Raw genomic sequence first — 16,774 nt, 5'->3', positions numbered from 1 at the left:
ATCAATGATAACATAAAAATGTTATCATTGATAATGTTTATCGGCAAGACACCTGTTCCAATGACGTAAAGATTAAGCTATCGTACCGTTCATGGATAAATTACTCTCCAATACCGACAAAAAAGATACGCGCACTCGCATTATCGAAGCGACAGTCAAACTGATTGATATAGGCGGGAAAACAGCTGCAACAACGCGCGCTATTTCAGAAGCTGCGGAAGTACAAGCCCCTACAATTTATAGACTTTTCAATGATAAACAGGGACTTTTAGATGCTGTAGCCAATCATCGCCTAAACTCATATATTACAGAAAAATCTATACGCCTGCGCCACTCGGATCCAATTCAAGATTTGCGCGAGGGTTGGGATATTCATGTTTCCTTTGGTCTCGCTAACCCTGAAATTTTCGAAATTCTATCTGGCAATGCAATGCAACAACAACACTCTTCAGCTACAGAAACCGGCCGCGGCCTCCTTAAAGAAAAAATAGCTGCAATTGCCAAAGCAGGAAAACTCAAAACGAGTGAAGAAAGAGCTTTAAACCTTTTGACCTCTGTTGGAACAGGAACTGTCGCCACCCTGTTAAAACAACCCCAAGAACATCGTGATTTAGGACTGATTGAAACAGCTCGAGAGGCTGTCATCTCGGCAATAACACATGAGCCTCAACACACAGAAAATGTAACACTCAAAAGCACTGCAATTACATTAAAAGCGTCTTTAAACCAAGCGACAAACCTTAGTAATGGCGAACGACTTTTGTTGACAGAACTTTTGGATAGAATAGCGAAATGACGTTATTTTAATCACCCACTTCCAACAAATAAGCCCCACCATATTGCTATGACGGGGCTTAATTTTGTCTCACCTTAGATAAGACGCAATCAGCTAAAATTAGCGGATTGAAAGACCAAGAGACTCAACTGTGCTCATTGTTAGGTATCCAACTGGAAGACCGTTTGCACGTTGGTATGATTCCATTGCAGTCAATGTTGCTGCGCCAAATACACCATCAGCAGGCACTGAATAACCAGCGTTTGTCAAAGCGCGCTGAACTTCAGCAATCTCAGCTGCTGATGTGTTTGTGTCACAAAGAACCTGACGCCATTCGATACCGCCGCCACCAGTAACTTCACGCTTTTCGATTGTTTTGTAAGTCGCAGGAATAGTGATCACTTCTTCACGCGCAGGTGATACCATTTTACGAACTTGAACTGTTTCAGTCACAGCAGGGATAATTTGCTCTACAACTTGCGCAGGCTGAGCAACCACTTGCTTCGTCACTGTTTCATAACGTGCAGGAATAACACGAACATCTGTTGTTTCAGGTGTTGCCACACGTGTACGTGTCACTGTTGTGTATTCAGCAGGCACTTCAACTTTACAAAGCAGCTCACCTGTTGTGGATGTTGCGTCGCCTGAAGCAGGACCAAAACCAGCATTTCCACGGCCATAAAGACCCGCGCCTGGCTTCCATGTTGTGTAAGCTGGACGCACCAAAACTTGCTCAGTGTAAGTTTCGATTTGTGCAGGAATGACGATTTTTTCTGTTTGCTCACCAGCCACAATAACTTGCTCTGTTACTGTTTCATAAGTCGCCGGAATAACAGAGAATTGAGTTGTTTCTTCTTTAACAACAACTGTTTCTGTTACCATTTCGTACTGAGCTTGAATAACTTTAATTTCAGTACGTTCAGGTTGGTCAACAACTTCTTCAGTTACAATTTGAGTTGTTTCTGGAATAAGCACGCGTGCGAAACATTGACCTGGTTGAGCTTCTGGTGGGTAACCAGCGCTTTGAGCGTTTGCAACGCCAGTTAAACCAACAACCGCGGCTGCGGAAAGCATAAGTGTTTTGGTAGCCATCTAGACTTCTCCCCTAGTTTCAAAAGCAGCACACGCTGCAAAAAATACCCGTCAGCTTTTACCCGACCCCCGTCTGAATATAATCTGAACGAATGTCGTTGCCGGCTTGGCATGCGCAAACCACATAGCCCCCATGAACCGACTCTAAGCCTTTTTCACATTAACCCAAATGCAAGCCTGAACCAGCATTTTTAGCAGTAAAGCCGGAAATTTTCTGAAAATTTCATCAAAATTACATACATGTATCGGTGGCTTAAAATTTTTATGACAAATAATTCTCCACAGGACTTGATACCCCGTCATATCTCCTGTTTTACAACAGCAAAGATTTTCAAACATGCTGTTCCTCAAGGAAATATAAAATGATCCCTCGTTATGCCCGCCCTGAAATGACTGCGATTTGGACCCCAAAGGCACGTTATGGTGTTTGGCTAGAAATCGAGACACTCGCTGCTGAAGCCATGGCAGAGCTAGATATTATCCCCAAAGAAGCTGCAATCGCAGCCCGTGAGCGCGGCGACTTTGATGTAGACCGCGTGGATGAAATCGAACGTGAAGTTAAACACGATGTGATTGCATTTCTAACCTCTGTCGCTGAGCACGTTGGTGAAGAAGCCCGTTTTCTCCACAAAGGCATGACTTCATCAGACGTCCTAGATACATGTTTGGCTGTTCAGCTAAAACAAGCTTCTGACATTCTCTTGGGCGGCGTAGACCGTGTTCTAGCAGCTTTAGAAAAGCGCGCCATCGAACACAAAATGACACCAACTATCGGGCGCAGCCACGGTATCCATGCAGAACCAACAACATTCGGCTTAAAACTCGCAGGCTTCCACGCGCAAATGCAGCGCAATCGCGAACGTCTGGAAGTGGCAAAAAAAGAAATCTCAACATGTGCAATTTCTGGTGCTGTGGGAACTTTCGCAAATATCGACCCACGCATTGAAGAAATGGTCGCTGAGCGCCTCGGCATGGTGGCCGAGCCTGTTTCAACACAGGTTATTCCGCGCGACCGTCATGCCGCATTCTTTTCAGCCCTTGGTGTGATTGCATCAACAATCGAAAATATCGCCACAGAAATTCGCCACCTTCAACGCACAGAAGTTCTCGAAGCGGAAGAATTTTTCTCCGCAGGTCAAAAAGGCTCTTCTGCAATGCCACACAAGCGCAACCCTGTGCTGACTGAAAACCTTACAGGCCTTGCCCGCTTGGTGCGCTCATCTGTTGTACCGGCACTAGAAAACGTCGCACTTTGGCATGAGCGTGATATCTCTCACTCATCTGTTGAGCGCGGTATCGGGCCAGATGCTACAATCCACCTTGATTTCGCGCTTCACCGTCTTGCAGGCGTAATCGAAAACCTCGTTATCTACCCTGACAACATGCTGGCCAACCTCAACCGTCTTGGCGGCTTACACAATTCACAGCGTGTTCTTCTTGCTTTGGTCGAAGCTGGCACATCCCGCGAAGATGCTTACCGTCTCGTTCAGCGCAACGCCATGCGCGTGTGGGATAACCCAAACCGCACAGAAGGCGACTTCATGAACTACCTCAAAGGTGATGAAGAGGTTTCCAGCAAGCTATCAGACGAAAAAATCGAAAGCCTGTTTGACCTTGGCTACCACTTCAAAAACGTAGACCATGTTTTCAAACGTGTTTTTGGCAAATAGAAGCTATTGATACGCACAAACGATATCAGAAACCTGCTTTCACGAAGGCAGGTTTCTTTATATCAGGATGGTCACTTCAACATATATTCATCCTGCATTCTAAAATGTGCGTATAGATATAGTTCAGCCGCAGACCAACACTTCAAAGTATTTAGCATTTCAGGGTATTGTTTATGAAGACTATCAAATCATCGCTTCTAACCACATTCACCTTAGCAGCCACAGCCCTGATGATGTCCTTCACCTCTCCCGCAAACGCGCAAGAAGTCTATCTTGTAAACCTGACGGCTGAGTGGTGTCCCAATTGTAAAATCCTAGACCCACGTATTGATCAGGCAGCAGACCGCTTCAAAGATGGCTCGGTTGAACGTGTAGAATTGGATTTCACCAATGGCGATACAATGTCGGAAGCCTTCAAAAAAGTGAATGGCACTTTCATCGCCGGTGTATTTGCTGATTATGCAGGCCTCACCGGCCTTGCTGTTCTCGTCTCTGCAGATTCTGGGGAAAAAATCGATTGCATCAATCGGACAATGTCGACAGATGCAATCGAAATGCAGATCCTTGCAGCCAGAGAAATTGTCCGCACGACGCCTATCGGAAAAAGAGAAACTGGCTCAATCATGTGTCCCGCACCTAATAAGCGGGTCCAGTAATCACCTGAAAGCCTTCACTCAACTTTAGTGTTAACCGACGTTTTGGCGAGCTTCATCCAGAATTTTTTGAAACCGTGAAGTCACTTCAACGCTACAATCCTCACGTCCGGCAAGACGCAAATCATCTTCAACATTCTTAAACGCATCGTTTCCAGCAATGCCTGAACGCACCAATGCTTCAGCGTAAACGGCAACACCCGGCGCACCTTCACCCATAAGCTCTTTAGCAGCCCATTCACCCAGCTGACGCAAGCTACGCGCCTGAACAAGAAACTCTGATGTTTGCTTATTCACGTATGAACCCTCTTCAGCGCGAGCTCGTGCTTGTAATTGCTTCATCTGGTGGCCCCTCCAAGGCTTATTATTTTCTCTGAAATACCACTTTTTTAGTAGTTTCTTTGTTTATGAATAACACAATAAAATTTAAGCCATGTGTGGATGAAACAGTCTTTTGTAAAAAAAAGCGCCATAATCAGTTAACTATAAAACCCACTTCACGCGCCCATTATGAAAAAAGCCTCCCGATGAAAATCAGGAGGCTTTTAAAAATTAAATGGCTTACTTAAAGCCCGTGTATGGGAAGACTATTCTTCCTCTTCACCCATAAGCTGTGCTTTCGCGACGCTTAGCAATTCATCCATTTGTTTTCTGATTTGCTGTTCGCTACGATCTACATTTTTCGCTTCTAGATCAGCACGCACTTTGCGAAATACATCATCATCACCGACTTCTTCAAAGTCTGATTTGATCACTTCTTTTGCGTAAGCATCAGCATCAGCGCCAACCAAACCCATGAGGTCAGCGGCCCATAGTCCCAGCAATTTATTACGACGTGCTGACGCTTTGAATCGTAGGCTCTCACTTTGAGCGAATTTAGCTTCAAAAGCTTTTTCACGCTTATCGAATGTTGTCATTGCGGATCTCCGGATATTATGAGCGCAAATTAATTATAGCAGTTTTGCTTCTATAGCCTACTCAATAGCTGTGGTTGACGCGACATAAAAGCAAGAATTTTGACGAAAAACATACAAATTTATTGTAAGACTCCGTTTCAAACAGAAAATGCGTGATATAGATCGCGACTCTGCTCATGCTATCCAATATAGAAAATCTTCTATATGGGATACTGTATTCTCAGAAGTGACAAGATAACGCCTGCGTTTCGCGGGCACCTATCAGGAGTAAAACACGTATGGCGCGCGGCCGGAAAATCTACGAAGGTAAGGCGAAGATCCTTTATGAAGGACCAGAACCTGGTACACTCATTCAATATTTCAAGGACGACGCAACAGCAAATAATGCTGAAAAACGTGCAGTGCTTGACGGCAAAGGTGTGCTTAACAATCGCATTTCCGAGTTAGTGTTCACGCGCCTTGGTGGCATCGGTATTCCGACACACTTTATCAAACGCATTAATATGCGTGAGCAATTGATCAAGCAGGTTGAAGTTATCCCTCTTGAAGTGGTCTGCCGCAATGTTGCTGCTGGCTCTATCGCTAAGCGCCTTGGCTTAGAAGAAGGCACGCAGCTGCCTCGCTCTCTTGTTGAATTCTACTACAAAAAAGACGAGCTGGGTGACCCACTTGTTTCAGAAGAGCATATTGGTGCTTTTGGCTGGGCAACCGCTCAAGAAATAGACGACATGGTCTCCTTAGCTTTGCGCGTCAATGATTTCATGGCCGGCATGTTTGCAGCAATCGGCATTCGCCTTGTCGATTTCAAAGTCGAATTTGGCCGCCATTATGAAGGGGATTCTTTCCGCACTATTCTTGCCGATGAAATCAGCCCTGATTCATGTCGCCTATGGGACATGGAAACCAATGAAAAACTAGACAAAGACCGTTTCCGCCGCGACATGGGCGGTGTAACAGAAGCCTATGCTGAAGTTGCGCGTCGTCTGGGCATTATTAAAGAGAATGAAAACGGAAGCGGCGGCGCTGAAATCGTTTCCATCAAGGGAGATAAATAGATGAAAGCGCGCGTACACGTAAGCTTGAAACCCGGTGTTCTTGATCCGCAAGGCAAAACTGTTGGTGACACACTTTCCCGTCTAGGCTTTTCCGAAGTGGGTGAAGTCCGTGTAGGGAAAATCATCGAACTCGAATTAGAAGATGGTCTAGAACCCTCTCATGCTGAAGCGAGGGTCAAAGACATGTGCGAAAAATTACTCGCCAATACCGTGATCGAAAAATACGAAATCGAACTGGCATAAGCTAGCGCCCTTTCAGCCCAAAGAAGAAACAAGGCTCACAACGATATGAAATCTGCCGTTATTGTATTTCCCGGTTCCAATTGTGACCGTGACGCGCAAACAGCACTTCGCAAAGCATCTGGTCAGGAACCCAATATGGTCTGGCACAAGGATGCAAGCATTCCTGATGGCACAGACATAGTCATGGTGCCCGGTGGATTTTCATATGGGGACCATCTTCGTTGTGGCGCTATGGCGGGTAACTCCCCAATCATATCCGCACTTAAAGCCCATGCTGATCGCGGCGGGTATATTTTAGGTGTGTGTAACGGGTTTCAAATTCTGACTGAAACGGGTCTTTTGCCCGGCGCACTCATGCGCAACGCGTCTCTACACTTTGTTTGCAAACAGCAGACACTGATTGTGAACAATGCCAACACTGCATACACGGATAAGTACAAATCTGGTGAGAAAATCTCGATACCAATTGCACACCATGACGGCAATTACTTTGCAGATGAACACACACTCGAAACACTAGAAGGCGAAGGTCGTGTGCCATTTAAATATGACGGCAACCCCAATGGTTCAGCACGGGATATAGCTGGTATCACATCGAAAAATGGGCGTGTGCTTGGTATGATGCCTCATCCTGAACGCGCAATTGGTGGTCATGAAGGTGGTACAGATGGCCTTGCCATGTTTGAAAGTCTTATGCAGTCAATTTCTGTCAACGCATAAATAAAGCCGTATTTCTCACTTATCAGACGCACTAAAAGGTCGTTTTCAATGACTGCGCTAGAAGAATTATTGTCCATCTCAACACCTGCTCTAGGTCCAGATACGCACGCCCAAGGTATCAAAGATGAACCGCTTCAAAAGCTTCTAAAGCAGCGCAATGGATTTTTCGCACTTGAAAATGCGCTCTGGGTGTTTGCAGATGACAGTTTGCTTAATCTTCCCGGCCAAAATCACCCCACTATCGCGCAGTGGTCACGCCTATACCCAAAGACTGGCGGCGTAAGTTATGCCTTCGCTGTTGACGCGATTGGCTATCCTTTTTTCGTTTCGAATCAAGGTATTTTACGCATGGATTTGGAAACCGGAAAGTTTGTCCGCGTTGCACATGACCTTGAAGGCTGGGCTGCGCGTATCCTTAAAGAATATTCTCGGATGACGGGCTGGCGACTATGCCATGACTGGCAAGATGTACACGGTGCCCTTCCAGTTGGGCATCGCTTATTTCCTAAAATGCCATTTGTGGGCGGCGGGCAAGAGACAGTCGAAAATATGGCCGCCATGGCACTCACAGACATGATCTCATTTTATGCAGATCTGGCAGAACAAATTCGGGCAATGCCAGAAGGCGGAGAGTTGGAAATTCGCCTCATTGAATAAGTAACACTTTGTTTTGTTTATTTATTCACGAATCGGCAATTCACCTGTTTCTTGAAATTCTTTAAATTCAAATTCCATCAAAATCTCAACACCAAACTTTTCGGCCGCTCGAATTTTCGACGCAGGAGCCGTTGGTCCACAAACCATAAAATCCAATTTTTTCGTCAATCCATTATCGACCAGAAACCCCAAAGCAAAAGCTTCATCACCCAGTTTTTCTTTTAGCTCAGGGCTAAAACCAACAAAACACATGCGCAAACGCCGCACAGCAGGATCATGATTTTCATTCGTCAAATCGCGCAATTGTGCAATTGCTTCCCAAGCGTCTTCAGAACTCATTTGAGAAATGTCATCGGCCGCTAAGTCGGATTTCTTCGAAAGTATCAACCAAGGGTCTGGGGTATAGGTCATAAGGTCTCCTATTTTGTCGAATGGAAGACTTGATGCAATCCAAAAAAGTGTTTCCTACAGCAAGCGGTATTCAAAGCCAAACGCCAAGGTCATTTTTGTTGCAAATCACGCCCTTGAATGGCTAGCGCGTTCGGCCAGTTAATGCTAAATGGCGCGTCATGAACGATATCACACAAAAACTCCCCGCCCGCGACATTCAGTTGAAAATCCTTGAAGCGATGACAGCTGTTCAAAATGAACAAGATGCTGCTGATCGTGGTGTTAATGCTGAAGAGTATAAAGTTCTGCTGGATCGATTAGGTCGTGCACCAAATCGCGTGGAACTTGGTGTGATCGGTGAGATGTGGTCAGAGCATTGCTCCTACAAATCATCCCGTATGCATTTGGCCAAATTCCCAACCAAAGGTGATCGCGTTATTCAAGGTCCCGGTGAGAATGCTGGTGTTGTTGATATTGATGATGGTCAGGCCTGTATCTTCAAGATGGAAAGCCACAACCACCCATCATTTATTGAACCTTATCAAGGTGCTGCCACAGGTGTCGGCGGTATCTTGCGTGATGTCTTTACCATGGGTGCACGCCCTGTTGCGCTTGTAAATGCACTTCGTTTTGGTGAACCAACACACCCTAAAACACGCTCTCTTGTTGAAGGTGTGGTTGCAGGTATTGGTGGTTATGGAAATTGTGTAGGTGTACCAACTGTTGCCGGTGAAACCCAATTCCACAAAGGCTATAATGGCAATATCCTCGTCAATGCGATGGCTGTTGGCCTAGCTGACCAAGACAAGATTTTCTACGCTAAAGGCGCGGTCCCTGGTCGTTCCGTTATGTATGTTGGTGCCAAAACTGGCCGCGACGGAATTGGCGGCGCATCCATGTCGTCCGCAGAATTTGCTGAAGGTGATGAAGAAAAGCGCCCAACAGTTCAAGTGGGTGCCCCCTTCACTGAAAAGCTTCTTATCGAAGCCTGTCTTGAATTGATGGCAACTGATGCCATTGAATCTATTCAAGATATGGGCGCTGCAGGTCTAACTTCATCCGCTGTTGAGATCGCTGACAAAGGCGGCATCGGCATCGAAATGGATATGGATGCAGTGCCTCAGCGTGAAACAAACATGACCGCGTTTGAGATTATGCTTTCTGAATCACAAGAACGCATGTTGATGATTCTAAAACCGGGCCGCGAAGATGTTGCCAAAGCCATTTTTGACAAATGGGATCTAGACGCTGAAGTCATCGGAAAAACAACAGATACAGGCCGCTTTGTCCTCACTCAATTTGGTGAAGTTGTTTGTGATATCCCCGTGCCACCATTGGCAGAAGATGCCCCTAAATACGATCTTCCTTGGAATGAACCACAAGCGGCAACACCAGTTCCACGGGCAGATATCCCTACACCTGCAAGCTACGCAGATACATTAAAGGCCATGCTTGCTTTGCCAAACATGGCATCCAAACGCTGGATCTGGGAACAATATGATCGTCATGTCATGGGCGACACTGTTGATTCCTCTGAATCTGGTGGAGATGCAGCTCTTGTGCGCGTGCACGGCACGGATAAAGCCCTTGCCATCTGTTCAGACTGTAACCCTCAATATGTGGCTGCAGATCCATTTGAAGGCGGTAAGCAAGCCGTCGCTGAGGCCTATAGAAACCTATCTTCTGTCGGTGCAGAACCAATTGCCATCACAAACAATCTAAACTTTGGTAGCCCGAATAAACCAGATACAATGGGCTATATCGTCAAAGCAATCGAAGGCATGGCTGCAGCCTGTAAAGAGTTAGATTTCCCTGTCGTCTCAGGAAATGTATCCCTGAATAATCAGACTGACGGCGTCGCCATTCCACCAACGCCTGTTTGCGGCGGTATTGGTCTTGTCAAAAACATTGGACAAACCACAACAGCGACTAAAGCACGCCTAGGCGATGTGTTGATGATGATTGGTGATGTTGGCACACACCTTAATGCCAGCCTGTATTTACGTGAAATAATAGGCCGCGAAGAAGGCCCGCCACCACCTGTTGATCTAGCAACAGAAAAGCGCCGCGGTGAATTTGTACGTACACTTATCAAAGCCCGCCTCGTAACTGCCTGTCATGATATTTCTGATGGCGGCCTTGCATGTGCTGCCGCTGAAATGGGGCTTGGCTGCGGAGTAGGTGTCGCCCTTAATAATGCCATGCTGGAAGAAGATACTGATCTTTTAGCGCATTATTTTGGTGAAGATCAGGGACGCTATTTATTGGCAATTTCACCAGGCAATGTGCCTGATGTTATGGCCAAAGCACTAGATGCCAACATCCCCCTAACGCCTATCGGCCAGTTTGGCGGAGATAGCGTACAGCTTGGCGATCAATCCGTATCTCTTGCAGATCTACGCGCAGCTCATGAGGACTGGATGCCGGAATACATGGCTAGTCTAAACTAAGGTAAATTCTAGTCTTCCCTTGTTTGACAAAGTCAGCCATTCTACTCAATGACACCGGTGACACAAATTGGGGAAGATATAAACATGGCATTGAATAGACGCGATTTACTATCCGCAGGCGCATTGGGCCTAGCAGGATCAACTCTTAGCGGCTGCATTTCAAATCCATCATTAGCGCCGCCTCAATCTGCATCCACCTTACTGGCCAGCATTGATCCAGAACTACGCCCAATCGCGAAGAGTTTTCTTGATAAATACGAAAGCGGTGAGCGTAGTCGTGTTTCTGCTGCAACCTTAATGGAAAAACGCGGCGATATGAGCTGGCTTGAGACAATACAGCCCAGTCAATCCCCCGGATATGATGTTAAACTAATTCCCGGTGTTGCAAATGGCCCCGATGTCCCAATCCATATAGTTTATGATGATGCACAAGGCCCTAAACCAGCCATCATTTATATGCATGGGGGTGGGTATGTTTCAGGCCACTCCAAAGGCTTGATAAAGCGTTTCAATTCCCTTGTGAAAGACCTTGGCTGCGTAGTCATTGCACCTGAATATCGCCTAGCACCTGAAACTACATTTGAAGGGTCTGTAAACGATAATTATTCGGCGTTGCTTTGGGCTTATAAGAACGCAGGTCAACTTGGTATAGATCGCAATCGTATAGCTGTTATGGGCGGTAGCGCTGGCGGCGGGCATTCAGCCCTACTCGCGCTCGCAGCACGTGATCGCGGTGAAGTGCCTTTAAGCTTCCAATGCTTGATTTATCCAATGTTAGATGACCGCACTGGTACAAATTTCAGCCCGAATCTTGGGCGCGGCGGAATTGTTTGGTCAGAAGCTGAAAACAATTTTGGATGGACGTCTTTTCTAGGCGTACCAGCTGGCGGAAAAAATGTACCAATTGCAGGTGTACCAGCCAGAAGAACAGACCTCAAAGGACTACCACCAACCTTTATCGGCACAGGATCAGTTGATTTATTTGCAGAAGAAAACATCGCTTATGCAAAAGCACTTATCAAAGCCGGTGTTGAAACAGAATTATATGTATCTCCGGGCGGCTTTCATGCCTTTGATAATATCGCAGCAAACACGCGATTGGGACAAACCTTTAACAGTGCCAAGCGTGATGCATTAAAACGTGCATTCACAACATAAAAGCGGCATCTGAGATCTCAGACACCGCTTCTTCTGATAATAAATCCTGCGTCTATAACGCCTCAGCACCTGGCGGCATGAGATAGTCACGCTTTCCAATCGCTACACCTTGGCTGCGTAGCAATCCATAGGCGGTTGTCGCATGAAAATTCAAATTCGTGACGATAAACGACAATGTATATGCTGTTCCCGTCATCGGCATAGTTTGGTCCTTTCCTGCAGGAATTTCCAAAACCGTATCTGCATTGGCATTTATCGCATCATCAGATGTCCCCAAAATATGCGCAATCGCATTGTCACAACGTTCGATCAACTCTGCAAAAGTTGTTTCAGTGTCAGGAAAGCTCGGCATATCACGACCTGCCAAACGTGATGCTCCACGTGCTGACATATCAGTTGCTATCTGCACCTGACGTACAAGCGGGAACATATCGGGAGCTAGACGCGCATTCAGAAAAACACTCTCTTCAACACCAATAGCTTCTGCATGGGCCTGACCTTTGGCCAACACACCTTTTAGTGCACCTAATGTCTGTGCTGTTGTTGTTTTCAGCACCTGTGAAATCGTTAAACTCATTTTTCGCTCCCTCTTGCATTTGCCCGATTATGTACATTGCGCACAGGACAAACTTCATTTTCTATAGTTACTATTCAAAGATGAGGTTTCAAGAGATATCAGCGATTTATTTTTATATGATTTGATTTTCAAGCAGCCAATACTGAGAGCAAAAAAATCCGCGCGTTACCCTAAATTGACAAATTTACTGCTCACATTATACAATTGTGCGCAACTTTGGGCCAAAACGACTAATTCAAAATCAAACTCTTGACCCATCCGCACCAAAAGTCTCTCTTACCTTTAGAAATCGCCTGTTAATGGTTTGATCGGGGAAAATCACATGAAAAAAATTCTTCTTGGAAGTGCAGCATTATTAGTCGCAGCTTGCGCGTCTTCGCAAATGCCTTGGCAAAAAACAGAAGCGGTTGCCGAAGCACCAGCAGCAAGTGTGGCAGCGCCTGTTTTAACTGTCGAAGATGCAGAAACATTTATCACAGCCGCAGAAGCAGAGCTTACTGAAATGGGTGAATATGCTGCCCGCGTTTACTGGCTACAAGCAACAAATATCAATTTTGACTCAAACTGGCTCGTAGCCAAAGTTGGTGCCAAATATACTGAAATGGCTGTACGCCTAGCAAACGAAACTAAGAAATACGAAGAACTAGATCTGCCTGCTGAATTAGCGCGCAAAATGTCTATTTTGAAGGCTGGCATCACGATCCCAGCACCTTCAACCGATGGTGTCGCTGATGAGCTTGCCAACATTACAACAAATCTCGAAAGTACATACTCTACAGGCACTTTTGAACATAATGGTGAAAAACTAAACCTAACACAGCTTTCAAACATCATCGCTGAAAGTCGCGATCCTGAAGAACTCGCAACTGTATGGGCCGGATGGCGCGAAATTTCTAAACCCATGAAAAGTGAATATGCACGCATGGTAGAAATTGCCAATGAGGGTGCGCGCGAACTTGGCTTCAGCGACACAGCTGACATGTGGCTGGCAAATTATGATATGCCTTCCGCCGATATGGAAAAAGAAGTTGAGCGCCTCTGGACGCAAGTTGAGCCACTTTATGACCAACTCCACTGTAAAGTTCGCGCTGATCTGAATGAAAAATACGGTGATGACGTTCAACCAGCAGACGGTTTCATCCGCGCAGACCTGCTTGGAAATATGTGGGCACAGCAATGGTCAAACATCTATGATATAGTTGGTCCTGAAACATCTGGCCCTTCCTACGATGTGACAACAAAACTAGAAGAAAAAGGCTACACGCCATTAAAAATGGTCGAAACTGCCGAAAACTTCTTCACATCCCTTGGCCTAGAAGAACTTCCAGAAACTTTCTGGGAACGCTCACAAATCACTCGCCCACGCGATCGTGAAGTTGTGTGTCATGCTTCAGCATGGGATCTTGATAGCAAAGACGATATCCGCATAAAAATGTGTACACAGGTGAATGCTGAAGATTTCCAAACTGTGCACCACGAGCTAGGCCACAATTATTACCAACGTGCCTATAAAAACCAATCAACCCTTCACCAAGGAGGTGCGCACGACGGTTTCCATGAAGCAATTGGTGATTTCCTCGCACTTTCCATCACGCCGTCTTATCTAAAAGATATTGGCCTGATTGAAGAGAGTGAAATTCCTGACGCTTCAGCCGACACCGGTCTATTGATGAACCAAGCTCTAGATAAGATCGCATTCCTGCCCTTCGGATTGATGGTTGATAAATGGCGCTGGGAAGTTTTCCGGGGCGAGACAACACCAGAAGAATACAATGATTCATGGGTAAAATTGCGCCAGCAATACCAAGGCATAACGCCTCCGGTAGAACGTGCATCTGACGCATTCGATCCTGGTGCGAAATACCACATTCCAGGCAACACACCATATTTGCGTTATTTCCTCTCATTTGTGATGCAGTTCCAATTCCACAAAGCTGCTTGTGAGATGTCCGGATGGGAAGGCCCGCTTCACCGTTGTTCAATCTATAACAACAAAGAAGTGGGTGAAAAATTCAATGCAATGATGGAAATGGGTGCATCCAAACCTTGGCCAGATGCGCTTGAAGCCTTCACCGGCACACGCGAAATGGATGGCTCTGCCATCATCGAATATTTCGATCCATTGATGACATATCTGAAAGAAGAAAACGAAGGCCGCGCTTGCGGTTGGAAATAATATAAAACCAAAAACAGGAGCCGAGAATATCGACTCCTGTTTTTACATAGATTAGATATTTATTGAGAGCTGTCTTGGTCTAAGACACAAAGCATCAACCAATCAAATCATGCATCTCTATAACTGGAGCGCCTGCGAGGCATCCACCCAATATTTTTTGAGCTGCCTGGAAATATTCAGTTTTCCCATGGGCTATAATGGCATCCATAGAACTATACTGCTCCATAAACACATAACTGGTTTTTGAATTTTGCGTTTTAAATAATTGATACATTAGACAGCCATCTTCATTCGCATTCACTTTTGCGACTAGGTCTTTGGCAGTGGCTTCAAATTCTTCTTGTTTTCCATCTTGAATTTCTAGTTTAGCTGTAACGCCGATCATGGCTGACCTCCATATTATATATAAAGGTCAAACTGTATGCGTATTCATAACAGTCACAAGCCGTGCCGTGGCGTGAGCTCTCAAAAAATCTAATGCTCGAACTTGATATAAACCATCAAATATGTCGCTTCGCTACTTGCATCTACATATAGCCTCCCCCTAGATATAGGGCATAATTTGTGTTCAGACGTATATTCCTAAATTCAGAAAGCCTCAGCAATGGCAATGTCTCATGATGACCTTCTTTCCCACCTACGTGATGGCTTTCCTGATGCCGAAATCATCCTAACCGATCTCGCAGGTGACAATAATCACTGGCAGGCAGAAATCGTTTCAGAGCAATTTAAAGGAAAAACACGGGTCGCACAGCACCAGATGGTATATGCTTCGCTAAAAGGTGCTATGGATGGCGCTGATGGGCAATTGCACGCTCTCGCACTCAAAACACGGGCTCCCAAGTAAATAATCCCATTTAGATAGGCCTCTGAATATGGGGAAACATTTATCGTCATCTCACCTTCCCCAGCTTCCAATGCGTGCATTAGGGGCCACGGGTGCCGTGCTTCCTATTTTGGGCTTTGGCGTGTCTGGTGTGTTAGCCTCACCTCTTGTGAGCCAAGCTCAAGTCAACAATTTAACCCGAACAGCGCGTCGCTTGGGAATTACCGTTTTTGATACCGCACCATTTTATGGTGATGGTGTCGCTGAACAGCGTCTGAAAATAGCTTTAGAAAAATCTAACGACACTGAGCATTTGCCTCCCCCATTCATTATTACAAAGGCTGGCACCCATAGAGTTGGACGAAAAATGTGGAAGGATTTTAGTATCAAGGGACTCCGCGCTCAATTGTCAGACAGCAAATCACGCCTTCCCCATATTGATGCTTTCTTTCTGCATGGTCCCAGTGAAAATGACCTCACACCGCAGCTACTTGCAGAACTACAAAAACTCAAACAAGATGGTCTATTCAAATACCTTGGCATAGCTGGTCGAGGTCACGAATTGGACAAAGCCATCTCATCAAATTCATTCGATCTCATTATGGCCCCCATTCATAGAAATTTGCCATTTCAAGATCTTGAACGACTTGAAAAAGCACAAATCCAAAATCTAGGAGTGATTGGTATCGAAGCCCTTGCTCCTGCCGCTCAAGGAATACGTTTATCCCTAAACCCATCAGACATGTGGTATTCGGCCCGCGCTATTCTTCATGGTAAGGGTTTTCAAAAACAACAAATGACAGCACATGAATGTTTAAACTGGGTGAAACATTCAGGGTTGGCCGATATAATCCTATCTACCACATCACGTATTGAACATTTACACTCAAATGCAGCATCTTGCTCAGATAAGCTTGAAATTCCTTCTAGATAGACTTAGCTCTGAGATAACAAACCTTTTAAAATACTAGGACACTGAAATCCATGACTGCTCAAGAAACGATACAAAAAGCCGTGACTTCAAATGACGTCATGCTCTTCATGAAAGGCACACCTGTTTTTCCGCAATGTGGTTTTTCTTCGACAGTTGCACAAATACTGAACTATCTTGGTGTTGAGTATAATTCTATCAATGTATTGGAAGATCAGGAAGTTCGTCAGGGAATTAAAGACTTCTCAAACTGGCCGACAATTCCTCAGCTTTATGTCAAAGGTGAATTTGTCGGCGGATGTGACATCATCAAAGATATGTTCGAACAAGGTGAATTGCGCGAATATCTTGAAGAAAAAGGCATCGCAACAGCGAACGCTGAACAATAATATTTCTTCATGCACATATGGTGACGAATATTGTATAAAGTTCGTCACCACACCTCAACACTCAACAACTCACAGTAAACCAAAGATAATACTGC

General features: G+C 45.5%; 19 protein-coding genes. 13 read left to right on the top strand and 6 right to left on the bottom strand.

All coding sequences use genetic code 11. From position 1 onward, the window contains the following. Positions 1-91 precede the first annotated feature (91 nt). On the top strand, positions 92-796 hold the full coding sequence (locus AC5EF3_RS05255; RefSeq protein ID WP_493547281.1) for a TetR/AcrR family transcriptional regulator: 705 nt from the start codon (positions 92-94) through the stop codon (positions 794-796). 99 nt (positions 797-895) lie between these two features. Here AC5EF3_RS05255 and AC5EF3_RS05250 read toward each other — a convergent pair whose 3' ends face one another. Continuing rightward, positions 896-1,867 carry a peptidoglycan-binding domain-containing protein gene (locus tag AC5EF3_RS05250; protein WP_015826463.1) on the bottom strand — a complete coding sequence of 324 codons (972 nt, stop codon included), beginning with the start codon at positions 1,865-1,867 and terminating at the stop codon, positions 896-898. Between the two features lie 362 nt (positions 1,868-2,229). Here AC5EF3_RS05250 and purB point away from each other — a divergent pair, with 362 nt between their 5' ends. Together purB and AC5EF3_RS05240 are read left to right on the top strand one after the other, a co-directional pair. Further along, a complete protein-coding gene (purB, locus tag AC5EF3_RS05245) occupies positions 2,230-3,537 on the top strand; it encodes an adenylosuccinate lyase (protein WP_015826462.1) in 1,308 nt (435 codons plus the stop codon). Between the two features lie 173 nt (positions 3,538-3,710). Continuing rightward, positions 3,711-4,193 (top strand): TlpA family protein disulfide reductase, encoded by a 483-nt coding sequence (locus AC5EF3_RS05240; RefSeq protein WP_493547280.1) that lies wholly within the window; start codon positions 3,711-3,713, stop codon positions 4,191-4,193. A 30-nt stretch (positions 4,194-4,223) separates the two neighbouring features. Here AC5EF3_RS05240 and AC5EF3_RS05235 read toward each other — a convergent pair whose 3' ends face one another. Both AC5EF3_RS05235 and AC5EF3_RS05230 read right to left on the bottom strand, forming a co-directional pair. Continuing rightward, complete coding sequence (locus AC5EF3_RS05235; protein ID WP_015826460.1) at positions 4,224-4,532, bottom strand: DUF1476 domain-containing protein; 309 nt, start codon at positions 4,530-4,532, stop codon at positions 4,224-4,226. A gap of 245 nt (positions 4,533-4,777) precedes the next feature. Further along, the gene (locus AC5EF3_RS05230) at positions 4,778-5,107 is read right to left on the bottom strand and encodes a DUF1476 domain-containing protein (RefSeq protein WP_015826459.1); all 330 of its coding nucleotides are present in this window, start codon (positions 5,105-5,107) and stop codon (positions 4,778-4,780) included. Positions 5,108-5,385: 278 nt separating this feature from the next. Between AC5EF3_RS05230 and purC the strand changes: the two genes are divergently transcribed. The 4 genes from purC to AC5EF3_RS05210 are packed head-to-tail and all read left to right on the top strand — an operon-like array spanning position 5,386 to position 7,782. After that, positions 5,386-6,162, top strand: a complete 777-nt coding sequence (gene purC, locus AC5EF3_RS05225) for a phosphoribosylaminoimidazolesuccinocarboxamide synthase (protein ID WP_015826458.1) — start codon at positions 5,386-5,388, stop codon at positions 6,160-6,162. After that, on the top strand, positions 6,163-6,405 hold the full coding sequence (gene purS, locus AC5EF3_RS05220) for a phosphoribosylformylglycinamidine synthase subunit PurS (RefSeq protein ID WP_015826457.1): 243 nt from the start codon (positions 6,163-6,165) through the stop codon (positions 6,403-6,405). Between the two features lie 45 nt (positions 6,406-6,450). Further along, the gene (purQ, locus tag AC5EF3_RS05215; RefSeq protein WP_493547279.1) at positions 6,451-7,125 is read left to right on the top strand and encodes a phosphoribosylformylglycinamidine synthase subunit PurQ; all 675 of its coding nucleotides are present in this window, start codon (positions 6,451-6,453) and stop codon (positions 7,123-7,125) included. A gap of 48 nt (positions 7,126-7,173) precedes the next feature. Continuing rightward, complete coding sequence (locus tag AC5EF3_RS05210) at positions 7,174-7,782, top strand: hypothetical protein (RefSeq protein WP_015826455.1); 609 nt, start codon at positions 7,174-7,176, stop codon at positions 7,780-7,782. 21 nt (positions 7,783-7,803) lie between these two features. Here the strand turns inward: AC5EF3_RS05210 and AC5EF3_RS05205 are convergent, their stop codons facing one another. After that, positions 7,804-8,193: a BRCT domain-containing protein gene (locus tag AC5EF3_RS05205; protein ID WP_015826454.1), complete on the bottom strand. Its 390-nt coding sequence runs from the start codon at positions 8,191-8,193 to the stop codon at positions 7,804-7,806. A gap of 158 nt (positions 8,194-8,351) precedes the next feature. Between AC5EF3_RS05205 and purL the strand changes: the two genes are divergently transcribed. Together purL and AC5EF3_RS05195 are read left to right on the top strand one after the other, a co-directional pair. Beyond that, positions 8,352-10,622: a phosphoribosylformylglycinamidine synthase subunit PurL gene (gene purL, locus AC5EF3_RS05200; RefSeq protein ID WP_493547278.1), complete on the top strand. Its 2,271-nt coding sequence runs from the start codon at positions 8,352-8,354 to the stop codon at positions 10,620-10,622. An 84-nt stretch (positions 10,623-10,706) separates the two neighbouring features. Then, entirely contained in the window at positions 10,707-11,780 is a 1,074-nt protein-coding gene (locus AC5EF3_RS05195) for an alpha/beta hydrolase (RefSeq protein ID WP_493547277.1), read from the top strand. A 52-nt stretch (positions 11,781-11,832) separates the two neighbouring features. On the opposite strand, the gene AC5EF3_RS05190 is transcribed toward AC5EF3_RS05195, so the two are convergent. Beyond that, positions 11,833-12,357 (bottom strand): DUF1993 domain-containing protein, encoded by a 525-nt coding sequence (locus AC5EF3_RS05190; RefSeq protein ID WP_015826451.1) that lies wholly within the window; start codon positions 12,355-12,357, stop codon positions 11,833-11,835. A gap of 322 nt (positions 12,358-12,679) precedes the next feature. Between AC5EF3_RS05190 and AC5EF3_RS05185 the strand changes: the two genes are divergently transcribed. After that, the gene (locus tag AC5EF3_RS05185) at positions 12,680-14,533 is read left to right on the top strand and encodes a M2 family metallopeptidase (RefSeq protein WP_493547276.1); all 1,854 of its coding nucleotides are present in this window, start codon (positions 12,680-12,682) and stop codon (positions 14,531-14,533) included. Positions 14,534-14,627: 94 nt separating this feature from the next. On the opposite strand, the gene AC5EF3_RS05180 is transcribed toward AC5EF3_RS05185, so the two are convergent. Next, on the bottom strand, positions 14,628-14,918 hold the full coding sequence (locus tag AC5EF3_RS05180; protein ID WP_493547275.1) for a putative quinol monooxygenase: 291 nt from the start codon (positions 14,916-14,918) through the stop codon (positions 14,628-14,630). Positions 14,919-15,137: 219 nt separating this feature from the next. On the opposite strand from AC5EF3_RS05180, the gene AC5EF3_RS05175 reads away from it, so the two are divergent. The 3 genes from AC5EF3_RS05175 to grxD are packed head-to-tail and all read left to right on the top strand — an operon-like array spanning position 15,138 to position 16,679. Then, on the top strand, positions 15,138-15,380 hold the full coding sequence (locus AC5EF3_RS05175; RefSeq protein ID WP_015826448.1) for a BolA/IbaG family iron-sulfur metabolism protein: 243 nt from the start codon (positions 15,138-15,140) through the stop codon (positions 15,378-15,380). Positions 15,381-15,408: 28 nt separating this feature from the next. After that, complete coding sequence (locus AC5EF3_RS05170; RefSeq protein ID WP_493547274.1) at positions 15,409-16,293, top strand: aldo/keto reductase; 885 nt, start codon at positions 15,409-15,411, stop codon at positions 16,291-16,293. 50 nt (positions 16,294-16,343) lie between these two features. Beyond that, the gene (gene grxD, locus AC5EF3_RS05165; protein ID WP_015826446.1) at positions 16,344-16,679 is read left to right on the top strand and encodes a Grx4 family monothiol glutaredoxin; all 336 of its coding nucleotides are present in this window, start codon (positions 16,344-16,346) and stop codon (positions 16,677-16,679) included. Positions 16,680-16,774 lie beyond the last annotated feature (95 nt).

It is taken from the genome of Hirschia sp., from assembly GCF_058892565.1.
Note: the sequence above shows the minus strand (reverse complement) of the source record. Positions and strands in the feature narration are given on the sequence as shown.